The sequence below is a fragment of the Hahella sp. HN01 genome (genome assembly GCF_018986435.1).
Lineage (GTDB): Bacteria > Pseudomonadota > Gammaproteobacteria > Pseudomonadales > Oleiphilaceae > Hahella.
Genome location: NZ_JAHMIN010000023.1, coordinates 40,272 through 57,680 on the forward strand (window position 1 = coordinate 40,272; position 17,409 = coordinate 57,680).

General features: G+C 56.8%; 19 protein-coding genes. 13 read left to right on the forward strand and 6 right to left on the reverse strand.

From position 1 onward, the window contains the following. Positions 1 to 210 precede the first annotated feature (210 nt). The 9 genes from sufB (at position 211) to KP814_RS20725 (ending at position 7,774) form a co-directional block, all read left to right on the forward strand. On the forward strand, positions 211 to 1,659 hold the full coding sequence (gene sufB / locus KP814_RS20685) for a Fe-S cluster assembly protein SufB (RefSeq protein WP_216738557.1): 1,449 nt from the start codon (positions 211 to 213) through the stop codon (positions 1,657 to 1,659). Positions 1,660 to 1,817: 158 nt separating this feature from the next. Then, positions 1,818 to 2,576, forward strand: a complete 759-nt coding sequence (sufC, locus tag KP814_RS20690; RefSeq protein ID WP_216738558.1) for a Fe-S cluster assembly ATPase SufC — start codon at positions 1,818 to 1,820, stop codon at positions 2,574 to 2,576. Between the two features lie 11 nt (positions 2,577 to 2,587). Then, positions 2,588 to 3,907, forward strand: coding sequence for a Fe-S cluster assembly protein SufD (gene sufD / locus KP814_RS20695; RefSeq protein ID WP_216738559.1), 1,320 nt, complete (start codon positions 2,588 to 2,590; stop codon positions 3,905 to 3,907). Then, positions 3,904 to 5,142 (forward strand): aminotransferase class V-fold PLP-dependent enzyme, encoded by a 1,239-nt coding sequence (locus KP814_RS20700; protein ID WP_216738560.1) that lies wholly within the window; start codon positions 3,904 to 3,906, stop codon positions 5,140 to 5,142. Before sufD ends, KP814_RS20700 begins: the two co-directional genes overlap by 4 nt. Before the next feature lie 13 nt (positions 5,143 to 5,155). Beyond that, complete coding sequence (locus KP814_RS20705) at positions 5,156 to 5,521, forward strand: iron-sulfur cluster assembly accessory protein (protein WP_216738561.1); 366 nt, start codon at positions 5,156 to 5,158, stop codon at positions 5,519 to 5,521. 5 nt (positions 5,522 to 5,526) lie between these two features. Then, a complete protein-coding gene (gene sufT, locus KP814_RS20710) occupies positions 5,527 to 6,063 on the forward strand; it encodes a putative Fe-S cluster assembly protein SufT (protein WP_216738562.1) in 537 nt (178 codons plus the stop codon). 64 nt (positions 6,064 to 6,127) lie between these two features. Beyond that, positions 6,128 to 6,589: a SufE family protein gene (locus KP814_RS20715; RefSeq protein ID WP_216738563.1), complete on the forward strand. Its 462-nt coding sequence runs from the start codon at positions 6,128 to 6,130 to the stop codon at positions 6,587 to 6,589. An 82-nt stretch (positions 6,590 to 6,671) separates the two neighbouring features. After that, positions 6,672 to 7,064, forward strand: coding sequence for a hypothetical protein (locus KP814_RS20720; RefSeq protein ID WP_216738564.1), 393 nt, complete (start codon positions 6,672 to 6,674; stop codon positions 7,062 to 7,064). 161 nt (positions 7,065 to 7,225) lie between these two features. Further along, positions 7,226 to 7,774 (forward strand): DinB family protein, encoded by a 549-nt coding sequence (locus tag KP814_RS20725; protein ID WP_216738565.1) that lies wholly within the window; start codon positions 7,226 to 7,228, stop codon positions 7,772 to 7,774. A 3-nt stretch (positions 7,775 to 7,777) separates the two neighbouring features. On the opposite strand, the gene KP814_RS20730 is transcribed toward KP814_RS20725, so the two are convergent. The 3 genes from KP814_RS20730 to KP814_RS20740 all read right to left on the reverse strand — a co-directional run bounded on the left by KP814_RS20730 (position 7,778) and on the right by KP814_RS20740 (position 10,134). Continuing rightward, the gene (locus tag KP814_RS20730) at positions 7,778 to 8,326 is read right to left on the reverse strand and encodes an NADPH-dependent FMN reductase (protein ID WP_216738566.1); all 549 of its coding nucleotides are present in this window, start codon (positions 8,324 to 8,326) and stop codon (positions 7,778 to 7,780) included. 102 nt (positions 8,327 to 8,428) lie between these two features. Beyond that, positions 8,429 to 8,971, reverse strand: coding sequence for a macro domain-containing protein (locus KP814_RS20735; protein ID WP_216738567.1), 543 nt, complete (start codon positions 8,969 to 8,971; stop codon positions 8,429 to 8,431). A 107-nt stretch (positions 8,972 to 9,078) separates the two neighbouring features. Further along, positions 9,079 to 10,134 (reverse strand): beta-galactosidase, encoded by a 1,056-nt coding sequence (locus KP814_RS20740; protein ID WP_216738568.1) that lies wholly within the window; start codon positions 10,132 to 10,134, stop codon positions 9,079 to 9,081. Positions 10,135 to 10,300: 166 nt separating this feature from the next. Between KP814_RS20740 and KP814_RS20745 the strand changes: the two genes are divergently transcribed. From KP814_RS20745 to KP814_RS20760, 4 genes are all read left to right on the forward strand, one after another. Continuing rightward, positions 10,301 to 10,942, forward strand: coding sequence for a hypothetical protein (locus KP814_RS20745; RefSeq protein ID WP_216738569.1), 642 nt, complete (start codon positions 10,301 to 10,303; stop codon positions 10,940 to 10,942). Positions 10,943 to 10,948: 6 nt separating this feature from the next. Continuing rightward, a complete protein-coding gene (locus KP814_RS20750; RefSeq protein ID WP_253938522.1) occupies positions 10,949 to 11,437 on the forward strand; it encodes a thiol-disulfide oxidoreductase DCC family protein in 489 nt (162 codons plus the stop codon). Positions 11,438 to 11,468: 31 nt separating this feature from the next. Then, positions 11,469 to 11,858, forward strand: coding sequence for a DoxX-like family protein (locus KP814_RS20755; protein ID WP_253938523.1), 390 nt, complete (start codon positions 11,469 to 11,471; stop codon positions 11,856 to 11,858). 239 nt (positions 11,859 to 12,097) lie between these two features. After that, the gene (locus KP814_RS20760; protein WP_216738570.1) at positions 12,098 to 13,903 is read left to right on the forward strand and encodes a thiamine pyrophosphate-binding protein; all 1,806 of its coding nucleotides are present in this window, start codon (positions 12,098 to 12,100) and stop codon (positions 13,901 to 13,903) included. A 33-nt stretch (positions 13,904 to 13,936) separates the two neighbouring features. Here KP814_RS20760 and upp read toward each other — a convergent pair whose 3' ends face one another. The 3 genes from upp to KP814_RS20775 form a co-directional block, all read right to left on the reverse strand. After that, positions 13,937 to 14,593: a uracil phosphoribosyltransferase gene (gene upp / locus KP814_RS20765; RefSeq protein WP_127973062.1), complete on the reverse strand. Its 657-nt coding sequence runs from the start codon at positions 14,591 to 14,593 to the stop codon at positions 13,937 to 13,939. Positions 14,594 to 14,654: 61 nt separating this feature from the next. Then, positions 14,655 to 15,941, reverse strand: coding sequence for a DUF1688 family protein (locus tag KP814_RS20770; protein ID WP_216738571.1), 1,287 nt, complete (start codon positions 15,939 to 15,941; stop codon positions 14,655 to 14,657). Further along, positions 15,941 to 17,260: a GTP cyclohydrolase II gene (locus tag KP814_RS20775; protein WP_253938524.1), complete on the reverse strand. Its 1,320-nt coding sequence runs from the start codon at positions 17,258 to 17,260 to the stop codon at positions 15,941 to 15,943. Before KP814_RS20775 ends, KP814_RS20770 begins: the two co-directional genes overlap by 1 nt. Positions 17,261 to 17,409 lie beyond the last annotated feature (149 nt).

Sequence of the window (17,409 nt, forward strand, 5' to 3'; positions counted from 1 at the left end):
TAACCGCATTCCCGATTGATTACCAATTTAGTATTGATTTGAAATGGGCTTTTCAGTACCCTAGCAATCAAGTCAAGAATAAGAAAACTCTGATTTGTCAGCGCTCTTAGCCATGGTGAAAAGGCTAAAAAATTCCAGGCGCGGATGACTCGGAGCTTTCTTTTATATGCGCGCTGTTAAAATACTCTTTTCGATCATCGAGGCCCTCTCATGAGCACGCCAGAAAACTCAGTTGACCAATACATCAAACGGGAATACCAGGCCGGCTTTATCACCGACATTGAAAGCGAAGCCCTGGAGCCGGGATTAAACGAAGACGTTATCCGCTTTATCTCCGCTAAAAAGAACGAACCCGAGTTCATGCTCAACTGGCGTCTCAAGGCCTATCGTGAATGGTTGAACATGGTTGAGCCGCAATGGGCTCACGTGCACTACCCCAAAATTGATTTCAACGACATCATCTATTACTCCGCGCCCAAGTCACAAAAAGACGGCCCCAAGAGCCTGGATGAAGTCGACCCTGAATTGCTGAAAACCTACGAAAAGCTGGGCATCCCCCTACACGAACGCGCCGCCCTCGCCGGCGTTGCGGTAGATGCGGTATTCGACAGCGTTTCCGTCGCCACGACCTTCAAAGAGAAACTGTCTGAAGCCGGCGTTATCTTCTGCTCCATTTCTGAAGCAGTCAGAAACCACCCCGAGCTGGTGGAGAAGTATCTCGGCAGCGTGGTTCCTGTCCGCGACAACTATTTCGCCGCCCTCAACTCCGCGGTTTTCAGCGACGGCTCATTTGTTTACATTCCCAAGGGCGTGCGCTGCCCGATGGAGCTGTCCACCTACTTCCGTATCAATGCGGCGAAAACCGGGCAGTTCGAACGTACGCTGATCATCGCCGACGAAGGCAGCTACGTCAGCTATCTGGAAGGCTGCACCGCCCCCATGCGCGATGAAAACCAGTTGCACGCCGCCGTGGTTGAACTAGTGGCGCTGGAAGGCGCAGAAATCAAATACTCGACCGTACAGAACTGGTATCCCGGCGACGAAGAAGGCAAAGGCGGCATCTATAACTTCGTCACCAAACGCGGCCTGTGCGCCGGCGCACATTCCAAGATTTCCTGGACCCAGGTGGAAACCGGATCGGCCATCACCTGGAAATACCCCAGCGTCGTGCTGAAAGGCGATCACAGCGTCGGCGAATTCTACTCCGTCGCTCTGACCAACAATCTGCAGCAGGCGGACACCGGCACCAAGATGATTCACATGGGTAAACACACCCGCAGCACCATCATCTCCAAAGGTATTTCAGCCGGCCGCAGCGACAGCAGCTATCGCGGCCTGGTGAGAATCGCTCCCAACGCCGAAAATGCGCGCAACTATACCCAGTGCGACTCGCTGCTGATCGGCAGCAAATGCGGCGCGCACACCTTCCCTTACATCGAAAGCAAGAACAACAGCGCCGTGGTTGAACATGAAGCCACCACCTCCAAAGTGAGCGATGAGCAGCTGTTCCTGTGTCGTCAGCGCGGCATTGACGCAGAACGCGCTGTGTCCATGATCGTCAACGGCTTTTGTAAGGAAGTATTTAAAGAGCTGCCCATGGAGTTTGCGGTGGAAGCGGGCAAGTTGCTGGAAGTCAGTTTGGAAGGCTCCGTCGGCTAATAAGCGGCGGAAGCATAAACGCCTGCGGCGGGCTGCGATGCGCAATCAAGCAACCGCCAAAAGCAGGCAGCGAATATTTGATGAGTTAAATTCCGCGACCTAATAGACCAATTAAAGCGGCGGTCGCAGAGTTGTCTTTCTGATACATGGGATCAAACATGCTAAGTATTAAAGACCTTTACGCTCGGGTAGAAGAAAAAGAGATTCTGAAAGGACTGACGCTAGACGTGAAGCCCGGCGAAGTCCACGCCATCATGGGCCCCAACGGCTCAGGCAAAAGCACCCTGACCCACGTATTGTCCGGGCGCGAAGGTTATGACGTCACTTCCGGCGAAATCAATTATTTCGGCCAGAATCTGCTGGACATGGAGCCAGAGGAACGCGCCCGCGAAGGCATATTCCTGGCGTTCCAGTATCCAGTGGAAATCCCTGGCGTCAGCAATATTCAATTCCTGCGCACAGCGATGAACAGCATCCGTAAGCATCGCGGCGAAGAAGAACTGGACGCGGCGACTTTCCTGAAACTGGCCCGTCAAAAGATCGGTATGGTCAACCTGGATCCTGACTTCCTCAAGCGCGGCGTCAACGAAGGTTTTTCCGGCGGCGAGAAAAAGCGTAACGAGATTCTGCAAATGTTGATGCTGGAGCCCAAGCTGGCGCTGCTGGATGAAACCGACTCCGGCCTGGACATCGACGCCCTGCAAGTCGTGGCCAACGGCGTCAATGCACTGCGCAGCCCTGATCGCGCCGTGGTTCTGGTGACCCACTATCAGCGTCTGCTGAACTACATCGTACCGGACTATGTACACGTTCTGGCCAACGGCCGCATCGTCAAATCCGGCGGTCGTGAACTGGCTCTGGAACTGGAAGAGAAAGGGTACGGCTGGTTGAATCTGGACGACGACAAAGTAGCGTAGGCGAGGTATTCATGGCGACCCAAAGCAACCCCTACGCAGACTTTCACCGCCAATGCGTGGAAGCCTCGCAATCCTGGAGCGAACAACTGGGCGACAATCTGCGCTGGCTTGACGACGCCCGCAGTGAAGGCCGCAGCCTTTTCGCCGGTCTGGAGCTTCCAACCCGCAAAACAGAAGCCTGGCGCTACACGCCTATCGCCCCCATCGTGCAGGGCGATATCCTGCGTTTGCGGACAACGGAATCTGCTGACGCTCCGCAAGGCATCACTGGCGACTTTTACACTCTGACATTCCATAACGGTCAGCTGGCCGCATCCAACATCGACGACTCCGCTCTGGAAGTGATCCCCTTCTCGTCAGCGGACGCAGCCGGTCAGGCGCTGATCAAAGAGTATCTGGGCAAAACATTCGACGCCGCCAGGCACCCCTTTGCAGCATTGAATGCAGGCACGCTGCAGGACGGCGCGCTTATCCGCGTCAGAAAAGACAGCAAAGCGCTCAAGCCAGTGCAAATCGTCCATACTGCGGACGTTTCCGGCGAAGCGGCTTCCAGCTATAACCGCGTGATCGTGGTGGTGGAGTCCGGCGCCAAACTGGAGCTGCTGGAAACTTATGTCGATACTCATGAGCGCAAAGTTTTCCAAAACACCGTGACGGAAGTGTTTCTCGCCGCCAACAGCACAATGACGCACTACGCGTTGAACTGCGAAGGCGCCAACCAGATTCACACCGGTTGCGTATTCATCGAGCAGCAAGGCGGCAGCCACTACGAGCAGCATGCTTTCGCCACCGGCGGCGCACTGAAACGTCGCGACATCAATGTGAAATTGCTGGGACAACTGGCGTCCTGCAAGCTGAATGGCGTTTATCTGGCGGGCGGTCGTGAGCATGTGGACTTCCACACGACAATCGAGCACGTGGCCCCGCATTGCGTCAGCGAAGAAACCTACAAAGGCATTATCAACGGCAAAGGCAAAGCGGTGTTCAACGGCCGCGTGCATATTCACCGTGACGCCCAGCAATCTTCCGCGGCGATGAACAACAATAACCTGTTGTTGACCAATACCGCCGAGGTGAACACCAAGCCCGAGCTGGAAATTTACGCCGACGACGTCAAATGCGCGCACGGAGCCACCGTGGGCCAGTTGGACGACATGGCGTTGTTCTACTTTCAGTCCCGCGGCATCACCCGGTCTGACGCGCACCGCATGCTGAGCCGCGCATTCGTGGAGTCCGTCATGGCGGAAATGGAGATCGAAACGGCTCACGCCTACGTACTCGAACTGGCGGAGCGTTTCTATAATGAAGGAGCGCAGGAGGCTACAGCATGACCCAGGCGATTAAACGTCCCTTTGATGTTCTGTCTGTCCGCGAGGACTTCCCTATCCTGCAACAGCAGGTGAACGGTAAACCTCTGGTATACATGGATAACGCAGCCACAGCGCAAAAGCCGCTGGCGGTTATCGAGGCGATGAACACGTATTATCGGGAGTTTAACGCCAACGTGCATCGCGGCGCCCACAGCTTGAGCGACCGCGCGACAGGCGAGTTTGAAGCCGCCCGCGATAAAGTGCGCGCCTTCGTCAACGCACCGTCTCGTGAAGATATCATCTGGGTGCGCGGCGTCACTGAAGCCATTAATCTGGTGGCGCAATCTTACGCCCGCAGCACCCTGCAGCCCGGCGACGAGATTATCGTCAGCCAGCTTGAACATCACGCCAATATCGTGCCCTGGCAGATCGTGGCGCAACAGACTGGCGCTCAGGTAAGGGTCATTCCGATTACCCCTGACGCCGAGCTGGACATGGCCGCCTATCAGGCCCTGCTGAACGAAAAAACCCGCATCGTCGCGGTGAACCATGCGTCCAACGCGATGGGCACCGTGAATCCCGTCAAAGAGATGATTCGTCTGGCGAAAAGCGTTGGCGCGGTGACGTTGATAGACGGCGCACAAGGCGCGCCGCACCTTGAAATCGACGTGCAGGATCTGGACTGTGACTTCTATGCGATTTCCGCCCATAAAGCGTTTGGACCTACCGGCATCGGCGCTCTATACGGCCGCAAAGCACTGCTGGAAGCCATGCCTCCATATCAAAGCGGCGGCGAAATGATTGAGCGCGTGTCCTTCTCCGGCACCACGTTCAACGTACCTCCTTTTAAGTTTGAAGCTGGTACGCCAGCCATTGCTGAAGCCATCGGTTTCGCAGCGGCGCTGGACTATCTGAACCAGTTCGATAAAGCGCAACTGAAAGCCCATGAAGACAGCCTGCTGCAACTTGCGGCGGAGCTGGCGCCGACCGTTCCCGGCTTACGTCCGGTGGGTACGGCGAAAAACAAAGTTTCCGTTTTTTCCTTTTTGGTGGACGGCCTGCATCCCAGCGACCTGGGCACACTGCTGGATCAACAAGGCATCGCCGTACGCACCGGACACCATTGCGCGCAGCCATTAATGGACTGCCTCGGCGTTCCCGGCACCACCCGCGCCTCTTTCGCGTTCTATAACACCCGCGAAGAGGTTGAAAAACTGTTCGCCGCCCTACAGAAGATAACCAGACTGTTTATTTAGGAGATAGACCACTATGTCCGCGCAAACCTTTACGCCTGAAGTGGGATTGCGTATCACCGACGCTGCGGCTCAACACATCCGCAAGCAGTTACGCCAGCATCCCGACGTCCAGGGTTTTCGCCTGGGCCTCAAAGCCAGCGGCTGCTCCGGCTTTAAATATATCGTGGATCTGGTTAAGGCCCCTTCCGACGATGATCGCAAGTTCGTACTCGCTGACGACATTCCTGTTTATGTTGACGCCAAGAGCCTGCCCTATATTAATGGCGCTGAGATCGACTTCGTCAAAGAAGGCCTGAATTACGCCTTCAAGTTCAACAACCCCAACGTAGACTCATCCTGCGGCTGCGGGGAAAGCTTTTCCATAAAAGAGGACGCCTGATCGATATGGAAAGAGAGGTTGTACTCACCAAACGGGACTGCATCGCGCGACTGGTTCCTGCGGGCACGGAGATCACCATCCCGGCGGATACATTCGTCACCATCACCCAGGCGCTGGGCGGCACGTTCACCGTTGTCGTCAACGGCAACCTGGCCCGAGTTGAGGGCAGAGACGCAGACGCGCTGGGCAAAAACGTCGCAGACTTTAACTTTGACGACATCACGGAAGGCGAAGTCAACGAACGTCATGTCTGGGAAGCATTACGCGCCGTTTTCGACCCGGAAATTCCCGTAAACATCGTTGACCTTGGCCTGGTGTACAACGTCGCCGTCAACAAAGAAGACGGCAAGAACTGCGTTAATGTGGAGATGACCCTGACGGCGCCCGGCTGCGGTATGGGGCCCGTCATCGCCGATGACGTAAAGCATAAACTCACGCTGGTGCCTAATGTGGACGAAGCGCGAGTAGAGTTGGTCTTCGATCCTCCCTGGAGCAACGACATGCTCAGCGAGGAAGCCAAACTCGAACTAGGCATGCTATAAGCTAACCGCAGGCGCCAAGTTCACCGCCTGCAGACAATGAATTAAGCAGACAGAACCGATAACCATGACCGCTGTAGACCAAGCCGATATTTTCACCGCCAACCCGCTGGGAAAAGACACCACCATCGCAGACATCAAAGACAGTTTTGAGTTTCTGGATGACTGGGAAGAGCGCTACGGCTACGTCATTGATCTGGGTAAACAGGTCCCCGCGATGCCGGCGGAACACAAAGTAGAGGAAAACTTTGTACACGGCTGCCAGAGTCAGGTTTGGTTTATTCATCATCTGGACGCCGCATCCGGCAAGATGTACGTCCTGGTCGCCAGCGACGCCATGATCGTACAAGGCCTCGCTGCTGTCGTAATGTGCGCCTTCAACGGCAAGTCCCCACAGGACATCGTAGGCTTCGATATGGACGCCCTGTTCACGGAGCTGGACCTGATGCGCCACCTGAGCCCCACTCGCGGCAACGGTCTGCACGCCATGGTGAAAAAGATCCAAGACGCCGCCCGCAGCGCTTTATAGCAGGTAGCCATGTGGACGGCTAGTTGTGGACGACCAGTTGCGGACTGGCTAATCATCCAAGGCGAGGAATCTGAGCAACGCCATGAATCTGGTTAAATGGATTTTTGACGACGAGATAGAAGTCGCCTTGGCCCAGGACTTTGATAAGGCGCAGCTGACTCAGTTGGGACTCAAGCTCAACAAAACCTCCAAGCACAGCCGCGCTACGCCAAACGTTTACTATATCCCCTATCCCGCTGACGACGCATTCAGCCCCACCACTTACGTGTTTACCCACAACGAGCGTCTCAGGGACATCTGCTTGCGTCTGCACGAACTCGGCTTCGTATTCTGGGGAACCTTCAAAACGGAAAAGTCTCCTATTGATTACATGCGGGAACTGCAATACCGCGGCGTGCTGACAACGCCCTTTCGCGCACTCAATGCGGGAGAACAAGAGAGCGTACTGATAGATGAGACACAACGGAGCATGTAGCTCCGCACAGCTCACCAGCGCCCTCTCTACTTTATCCACCACACTTTATCCGCCACTCCCTTATCCCAGCAAAAAGACAAAGCCTCTCTCAAGGCGCTTGCCTATGTCCCTATTCTGCATAGACTACGAAAAAACGACGATAAAAATGGGAGCACAACTCCATGGGATTCAAGCAACACTATCAACTTATGGCCGGATACAACCAGCGCATGAACAATCAGGTTTATGCGGCGGCGGCAAAACTGGACGAGAGCATCCTGACGAAAGATTCCGGTGCGTTTTTCGGTTCCATACTCGGCACCCTGAACCACATTATGGTGGCGGACCTGGTCTGGCTGGGGCGATATAGATCACTTTCCGACCGTTACCAGTCCCTGCAGGAACTGTCGCAGTTCTCCACGCCCAAAGCGCTGAGTGAGATTTTACATACGGATTTCAATGCGCTATCGGAGAAGCGACGTCAACTGGACGCCCTGATCATTCGCTGGCTTACCGACGAAGTAGCGGAAGAAGACTACGCTCTCAATCTCCACTACAGCAGCATGACCGGCGGGAAAAGCGTGCGTAACTTTGGCGAGCTGCTGGCGCACTTCTTCAATCACCAGACGCATCATCGGGGTCAGGCGAGCACACTGTTGTCACAGGCTGGGAAGGATATCGGCATCACTGATTTTGCGATTGATATCCCGAATCTCGCGGCTTCAGACTGAGGCTCAGTCGTCGGCTTCAGCCTGCGCGTGAATTCCGACGACAAACTGCTGCAGCCCCGTCTGCAGGGGGCCGGCAATTTCAGGGGATTGCACAATCCCCTCCACGTTCAGGTTTGAACTGAGCAGAGGCACAGAAACGCAGGCGTTGTCTATGATGCGGCCGGACATGGTGGCGACCACTTCGCGCAATGCCGCCTGGGCGTGGCTGGCCCGGGGCGAGGTGTTGATGAGCATGACAGGCAAGTATACAAACTCCTCGCCGCTCACCAGCCAATCAAGGGCGTTCTTCATAACGCCGCTGATTCCATGGGCGTATTCCGGACTGGCGATAATCAATCCTTGCGCTTGCGCCAATGCGGATTTCAACTCTCTTACAGCAGCGGGTAATTCATTTTCCAGGTCGGGATTAAACAGCGGCAGCTCGCCCAGCCCCTGGTAGACTTTCACCGTTACGTCCTTCGGGGCCAATCTGCTTAAGGCCTCTATCGCCGCGGTGTTATAGGAGACCTTCCTGAGGCTGCCGGAGATGGCCAGAATGTTAAGAGGTTTCACAGTACAGTTTTCCCGTCCGCCAAGTCGAATCAAGCAACGACGCCCTAAATACAGCGCCTATGAGCGACCTATTCTAACGACTCGTGCGAACATGGCCAGCCTTCAGCCGGTCTTGCGGGACCGCTCCATTCTTCTGGCGAAAAAATCCTCGTAGGTGCGCCGCCAGGTATCCAGTCCAGCTTCCCAGTGCAAGCAGATGATCAGACGTTCAAAGCTGTCCGCATATTTCACCAAGACTTCCAGACCCTCATGGGCGGCCATGGATTGCGGCGTTTTATTGGTTCCCGCACCGAGGGCGGGGAAAGCAATGGTTTTGACGCTATGTTCCAGCGCCAGCCGAACCACGCTCTCATAACAATTGGCCAACAAATGCAGATCAGAACCGCCCCATTGGTCGCCGCCCGTCCACTGCGGCGTCACCGTATGAATAATATGTTTGGCGGGCAGCTTGAAACCCGGCGTCAGGCAAGCGTCGCCCACCTTACACTCCCCAGCCTGAGAACAGGCCGCCTCCAACGCCTCTTCTCCCGCCTGCTCAAAAATCTGCGCGGACAAGCCCCGGCCTTTACTGAGATATTTGTGGGCGGGACAAACAATGGCGTCCACCTCCAACTCGGTGATGTCGCCGCATAGAAACTCAATCATTCCACTCACCCCGTGCAATATTGTCTACATGCAACCCTGAAAAACGCTCCTATAAACAAGTATTGCACAGATCGGGGGAATGTCTTTTCGCCGGGGCAAACCAGTGATCAGGCTCCCGGCTCTCCCTGCACAGCCTCACTGCGGCTAAACCCCTCGATGGATTGGGTGACTTCCGGGTTGCGGTTGCGGGTGATTTCGTAGTTCCAGACTTCGATGTAGCGGATACCGAGCTTTTTAGCTTGCTCGAACATGCCGCCGTAGCCGCCGGCGCCGAAACGGCGGCCCTGGTCGGAGCGTCCGATGGCTTGTGCGTATTTGTAGCCTCGAAAGTCGCGGACTTCCTGCAGCAGAGCGTTCTGGTAGTTTTCTCGTCCTGACAGCCACCAGACGGCGATGCCGACCCGATCGCGGTAGTTCTTTTCAATCAGACGCATGATGCGTTCCGGCGTTTCCACCGTGCCGATTTCATGCACTTCGAAAGCGAGGTATTTTTGCGGGAACGCCCGGTAAAAAGAGTCGATGGCTTCTCCCGCCGCGCGCACCCATTTGTCGGGGGTGAAACCCTGACGTTGCAGGTCTTCATAGCGGTTGCCGTTGAAGTGGCCTTCAATGCCATTGGAGGTGGCTTGCGGCACATACACCAGTTTCAGAGTTTCATCGTTCCCGTACTTCTTGCCCAGAGCTTCCGCCAGTAATTTCAGGCGCGCTTGCAAAAGCAGATCCCAGTAGGGAACGATACGCGTGCGCTCTCCGCGAAAACGTATTTCCATGGAGCCTGCGCCCTCATCGAACAGCCAGTCCGGCGCCCGGGGTCCCGCCAAAACGGCGAGGGACCATAATTTGCCATAGTGACGAACGCCCTGTAGCTGCGCTTCGATGACGGAGAAATCATACTGTCCGGGCTTGGGCTCTATATCCGACCAGAACACCCTGACCAGCCCCCCTTTCACGAACGCCGGGCGTAATGAATCCGCTTCCTTGCCTATCACATGACTGCTGAATATGCCCCGTGGCGGCGCGATTTTTTCTTTATCGGGTGCTGGCGTTTTTACTGAGGTGGACGGCGTTTGCGACGCAACGCCGGCATCCTCCGCCCAAGCAGAGAAAGGGATCAATCCCGCCAGTGCCGACAAAAGAATGATGAGTTTTCCAATCTGTTCCATGACAGCGCTCCTGTCTCCATCCGTTATGTCAGATTCTGCAACTGGCCTCTTGCAAAATAAAGGCCTAAGGCCGGTTGTTAAGGGGATTTAATGCCGGGCTTTGTCGCCTCATAATAGTGGGGCATACTGACGGCATAAGACCGCAATGACCTCTCCAAGGAGTTTTATGGGGACCTTTTCCTACTTGGCGTTCAAGCGCAGATTCCCGTTGTTGTCACGCATGGCGACGCTGAGCGCGCTGACTCTCCTCACTACATTCGCACACGCCGAGACCATCGCGACAGGCGACATGGGCCAGTGTCAGGGCGGCATTGAATACAACGCCAAAACGCTGACGTTCCGTCTCTCCCACGGTGACGTCTTTTATTGCGGCGCCACGCAAGAGGAAACTCTCGCACTACTGAACACTGCGCTGAATGCGTTGCCTGAAAACGCTCAGCTTGAGCACCTCGTCATTGGCAGGCTGATCGACTACGACTGGATCGGCGCTCATCTGGTCTCCACCCTGAAGCAGGATAAAAACTGGAACGCCGCCCAGGCGCGCCCGCACAAGTCCGAAGGTAACGCGCCAAACGCCTACGCCTATGTAAGCAACGTGCTCTCAGGCGAACCTATTGCGGCCACATGGAACAGAACACTGCACACACGAGGCGTGGAAATCGCTGGCGCCAGCATCGAAAAACTGCTGATCAGCGGCCCGGACGTTCACCAAGATCCTGCCTGGGTTCCCTCGCAAAAAGGCTATCCCTTCGATGCGATTCTGTATTACCGGCTGCGCCCGCTGAGCGCGCCCAGTGCAACGGAGTAAGTCGCCATGACGCAACCTTCCGCAACACAAACCAGCATACCGCCCTACATGCAAAGCGACGATCGGGTCGTCCTGTTCGACGGCGTCTGCAAGCTCTGTAACGCCTGGTCAAAATTCCTGATCAAATACGACAAGCGCAGACAGTTCAAAATGGCCTCCGTGCAATCCCCTGAGGGACAGGCGATTTTGGCCTGGTTTGACATGCCGCTGGACCGCTTTGACACCATGCTTTATGTCGAAGGCGACCGCGCCTTTGAGAAATCAGAAGCCTTCCTGCGCATCATTGCGCAATTTCCCGCTCCCTGGCGCTACTTGAGAGTTTTCCGCATACTGCCGCGGGCTCTGAAAGACTGGGGCTACGATCTTATCGCCCAGAACCGGTATCGCCTCTTCGGCAAATATGATCATTGTCTGCTGCCTACGCCGGACCATAACAGCCGCTTTCTGCAAGGCGCGCCAACGCAGCCCATGGCCGAAAATCCAACCAATAAATGACTCAATACGAGCGGACAGGAACGTACTCATAATGGATGTATTGCAACGTATTCACTGGGTTGCGCGCCTCAGCGTAGCCGGCGTCTTTCTTTATCACGGCCTGGTTCCCAAAATACTGTGGCTCAGCCCAACCGAGCTGGCCATGATTGAAGCCCAGGGCCTGGGCCAGTACGCCCCGCAGATCGCCATGGCCGGCGGCGTGGCGGAAATCATTCTGGGGTTGCTGATCGCACTGCCGCTGCGCAGCAGCCTTCCGCTGTTGGCCGCTGGCGTCGCGCTGGTCGGTCTCCTGGCGGATGTCGCGTTGTTTTCCCCGGGCTTATTGGTGGACGCCTTCAATCCGGTGACCGTCAATCTCGCCACTCTGGCGCTGGTCTGGATCGCCTGGATAAGCAAAGAGAGTCACAAAAATATCCCCTAAGCGGAATTTATTTTTCTCCCGCCCTGGATTTCCGCCTGCTTTTGCTATGCTGTTAGGGATAAAAAAGCGCTTGATGTCTGTGAGTAGGGTTTGTTGAACGCGTCGATAGCGTCAACGAGCCCACTAGTCCCCCCCAAGAAAGACGCCGCACCGATGGGCTCCGCGCCGATATGCCGGAAATTGAGCCCAGGTGGGGTTTCGCGCCTGTTGTTTAACTTTTTCAACACAGGACAACGCCCATGGAATCAAAACCCCTTATTACCCAAACTGGTCGGACCAACGCGATCAGTTGCGCAGAATTAATTGTTAAATATCTCAGTCTGCTAAAAGTGCCGTTTGTATTCGGCGTGTCCGGCGGCAACATCGACCCGCTGGGCAGCGCCCTCGCCCGCCACGAGGAAAATACCCACGTACGCTGGATACTGACGCGCTCCGAAGCCGGCGCGGGCTTCATGGCGGACGGCTTCGCCAGGGAGAGCGGCGTCATTGGCGTGTGCAGCGCCACCTCCGGCCCTGGCTGCACTAATTTATTGACGCCTGTGAGCAACGCCTTCGTGGACGGCGTCCCCATGCTGGTCATCACGGGACAAAGCACCATCAGCACCTTCGGCCGCGGCGCCATGCAGGAGAGCAGCGCTTCCGGCGTCGACACCATACTTATGTTCAAGGGCTGCACCCGCTACAACACGCTGGTATCCCATCCCGAACAACTGGAGCACAACCTGCTGGCGGCCTTGAGCCACGCCACCGGCCCGACTCCCGGCCCCGTGCATATCAGCATTCCACTGGATATTTTCGAAACACCGATTCCATCCAGCCGCAACCCCATCTCCCTGCATACCTTTCTGGGACAGGAGATCACCCCGGACAGAGTCGTACTGCAACGCCTGAACACCATCTTGCGAGGCTACCAGCGCGGCGTCATCGTCATCGGCAACGGATGCGCCGGCGCCATGCGGGAGATTCTCTGCTACGCGGAGCGACGCGCCTGGCCCATCGTCACCACGCCGATGGGGCGCGGCCTGATGTCCGCTGATCATCCCCTGTATCGGGGCGTGTTCGGCACGGCGGGACATGAGTCCGCCCGCAAAACCCTGACGGCGGAGGAAGCGGACATCATTATGGTGGTATGCGCCAATCTGGACGAGCACGCCACCTGCGGCTGGGACGGCAGCACCATCCTGTCGCGGCGTCTGGTGCACATCAACAACAATCCGGAGTACCTGGCCAAATCCCATATGGCGCAAATGAATCTGATGGGCAGTCCACGCATCGTCTTCGACTATCTCAACCAGGAAAACCAGGCCGCTCCCGCTGCGGACGCCAGCGAAGAAATCCTCCCCGCCCTACGCAATGAAAACAACCTGCCCAAAAATATCAGCGTGCTGCATATCGAGGACTGCAATACCGACACTACCCCTATCAACCCGCGCCGACTGTTCTGGCGGCTGAGCCAATGCGCGCCCAAAGGCGTGCATCTCTATGCGGACGCCGGCAACGCTTTTTTCTGGGCCACCCATTACTGGCATCCTCGCTCAGCCTCGGTCATTGACGTGAATAAAATGCCGATCTCCATGGGATTCGCCGCCATGGGCTGGGCGATCGGCGCGGCCATCGGCGGCAAGTTCGCCAACCCGCATATTCCGGTGCTTTGCATCACCGGGGACGGCAGTTATTTGATGACCGCGCAGGAAATCACCGTCGCCAAGCAGCACAACCTAAACGTGGTGATTCTGATATTGAATAACGGCGTGTTGGGCACTGTCATGCACGGGCAACGCATGCGCGGCATGAAGAGTTTCGGCAATGAGTTACCGCAAACCAACTTCGCCATGCTCGCCCAATCCTTAGGCGTGGAGTCCTATCGCATCAGGGACTTTGAAGAACTGGCGCGTCTGGACATTGCCTCCCTGTTTAAACGCCCGGGGCCTGTCCTATTGGATGTCTTGGTGGACAAAGAAGTCCCTCCGCCGATAGGACAACGCGTTAAAAACCTGGAGGCGTCACGTCCCGCTCCCCGGGCGCCGACATTGACCAGCGCCTGATCCGCTGTCGCCCGTAAAGAACGAAGCGAAGCGCTATTTCGTGCCGTATATCCGATCCCCTGCGTCGCCCACGCCGGGTCGGATATAGGCATGGTCATCCAGATGACTGTCGATCACTCCTGCATATACCGGCACGTCCGGGTGTTCTTCACGAAACAGGCTGACGCCTTCCGGCGCGGCGAACAGACAGATAAAGCGGATATCCTGCGCCCCCAGATCCTTGATTTTATGCACCGCCGCCGTCGCGGAGTGACCTGTGGCGAGCATGGGATCAACGCAGATCACCGTCCGTTGATCCAGATCCGGCGGCATCTTGACGTAATACTCAATGGGCATTTTGGTCTGCGGATCGCGATAGAGTCCGATGTGCCCCACTCGCGCCGACGGCGACAGTTGCAGCACGCCTTCGGTCATGCCATTGCCCGCCCGCATGATGGTGACGATACAGAGCTTCTTGCCTTTCAATGTCGGCGACATCGTCTTCTCCAGAGGCGTTTCCACTTCCACCAGTTCCGTCTCCAGGTCGCGGGTGGCTTCATAGCCAATCAATACGCCCAACTCCTGCACCAGCATGCGGAATTCCCGGGTGGAGGTGTTTTTGTCACGCAGACTGGTGAGCTTATGCTGCACAAAGGGGTGATTGACCATGTACACGCCGGGATGCTTTTCCACTAATGAAGTCATTGTCATAGCTGTCTCTCAACCATTGCTGATATAGATTTGCGGGAAGTCTGCAGCGACTTCCCTCGCCTCAAAATAAAGTGCCGTCCGCACGGTATCGGATTGGCGGCGCGCCGTTTGGCGAGCGCGCGAAGGCCAGTTTACGCCCAGCGCTCCAGGTTCCGCCTTCCAGTATTTGCGACATCGTCAGCGCCACGCCACGCTCCCTAAGCTGCGTATTCAAACGCGCAGCGAGCTGATCAACGACAGCGACGGTCATCGCCCGTAACTCCACCACTTCCGGCGCACCCGGTTCATACTCCGTCGCCGCGAAGGCGGGATCTTTCGGCGCCAGCACGCCCATATCCAGCAGCAGCCCGCCATTGCGATATTCCGCCAGCGCCGTCAGCGTATCGTCCTCAATGACCTCCATACCGGAGATGCGCCAGGCTTCCGTCAGGGAGTACATCATCCATTGGGAAAGCTTGTGGAAAGGGATAAGCCCTGCGCCCGGCTCATTCGCTCCGACACCAGGGTACGCCCAGACATCGCCGAGCGCGCCTAACTCAGGGTTTCGCACTGGCCAGACGCCGGACAACAGTTTCAGCAACTCACGAAAAGCGAAGTCCACAGACAGACCACCTGCCACTCCCGCTCCTCTGGCTACACTGGCCGCCGCACTGGCCCCCTCCAGATACGGGGCCAAGGCGCCAAGCCGACCCTCTCCGCCGAAGACGCCCGGCGCGCTCGCCACAACATCGCCTAATCGACGCAACAAGGTCACCCGTTCCTGCAGACCTATCAGCGGATTGTGTTCACTGACTTGAAAGCAGGCCGCCAGTTGCGCAGTCGTCAATTTCCTTAAGCCGTCCGCATCCACTCGGAAAGGCGTCCCCGCTGAGCACAACGCCCCCTGCGCGTAAAGCGCCACGCTGGCGGCCCCCAGCCCTTCAGAACGGGATAACGTCAGCCCGCTGGCGGACTCGACATAGCGCCAATCGGCGCCAGCGCCGGCATCCAGCAGCACGCTGATCATGGTTAGCTCCGTCGCCCGCATTTTCAGCTCATTCAGATCTCCTGCGCCATTAGCGATAGGAGACCATCGGTCCACGCCGCCGCAGGAAAAGTGGCGCCAGCGGCTGTGTGGCGGTATGTTCAGATCAGGATAATTCTCCAATATGACGCCCATGACGTACTCTGCCGCCGCCTCAACTCTATCGGACCGATAGTCGTACGCGAGCAACTCGCCAGCGCATGCGCGATCAAAGATTTCGCCGCAGCGCGAGCGCACGGTTTCCGCGCGCCACAGGTGTAATTGCGTTGCCGTATAGACGGACGCTTCCTGCGCCGTCGCGAAGTTTTCCTGCAAGTTCGACATCAATAGGCCTCCAGATCCCTGCCGGATTTAACGCTTAGCGCGTCTTTGGAAAGCGGAGCGCCTGGTGAGAAATAGCCCGCCGCCACTTTGGCGTCGATCTCCACCTTGGCGTCCTCTGGAATCATGTCATCGGGAATCGTAATGCGATTGACGATCTCGATGCCCTGACTGGTCAGCGCCTCAAACTTCATATTGCTCATGGACGCCATATGGTCGATGCGCGTCACGCCCAACCAGTGCAACGGGTCCGGCATCAATGGCTGAAAGCGCATATCCTCGACGCCGGCGATACACTCGGTACGTTCAAAGTAGGCGTCCGCACGGTCGCCGCCCACTTGCCGTTTACGGGCGTTGTACACCAGAAACTTGGTCACCTCTCCAAGGGCTCTTCCCTCTTTGCGGTTATACAGGATGATCCCCACACCGCCGCGCTGGGCGACGCGAATGCACACTTCAATGCCGTGGGTGAGATAGGGGCGACAGGTGCAAATATCCGAGCCGAAAACATCGGAGCCATTGCACTCGTCATGCACCCGGCAGGCGACTTCCCGCTCGGGATCGGAGATAGCCGTATGGTCGCCGAACAGATATAACGTCACGCCGCCGATGGGAGGCAACAACACCGACAAGTCTGGCCGCGTCACCAGCTCGGGAAACATGCCGCCGGTGTGCTCAAACATCGCCTTGCGCAAGGTCGCCTCCGCCACCCCCAGGCGTCGCGCGACGCCAGGCAGATGCCAAACCGGCTCAATGGCGACCTTGGTGACATTGGCTTCGCCGGTCGCCAGCAATATTTTGCCGTCGGCGGGAATCAGCCCTTGCTTCACCGCATATTGAATTTCGGGGATGGCGATACGCGCTTTGGTGACAGCGATGGTGGGACGGATATCCAACCCTTGTTGCAGGTGCGTTTGGAAGTCTGAGGCCACGCGGTGCCCCCAGGGGTCGAGGGAGACAATCTTGTCCGCATCGCTCCATTGCGGGTGCGGCCCCAAATCGATCACCGGTTCCGTATTGGTAAGATCCGGCCGGTGCAGCGGCGATAAATCGCCCTTCGCCACCGCCAGGGCGCGATACAGACTGTAAGCGCCGGCATGAGAGCCGATGGTGTTTTTACAGGCGGGATTGGACAGCGTTCCGATAATCGGCCCACGCTCGCCAATATCCGCAGCGCCCCATTTGACGGGATGTTTCACCCCGTTGCGCGTATGCGAGGTCAACGCTATCGCGCGCACTTGCTGGTCTACCCCCATAGCCAAGTCCTCAGCTATCGACGACAGGTCGTCGAGGTTGTAAACCCAATATGCTGCAGATTTCATTCCAGTAATTGACCAATCAGTCAACTAATGGGCGCGAGTACTATGCGAGTACTAAAATCAATGAGTTGAACAGTGACAACAGGGTTTCGGCGGCAGGAGGAAAAACAAAAAGGCGGAGGAATAAAGACGCCGCTGCGCATTCATTGTGC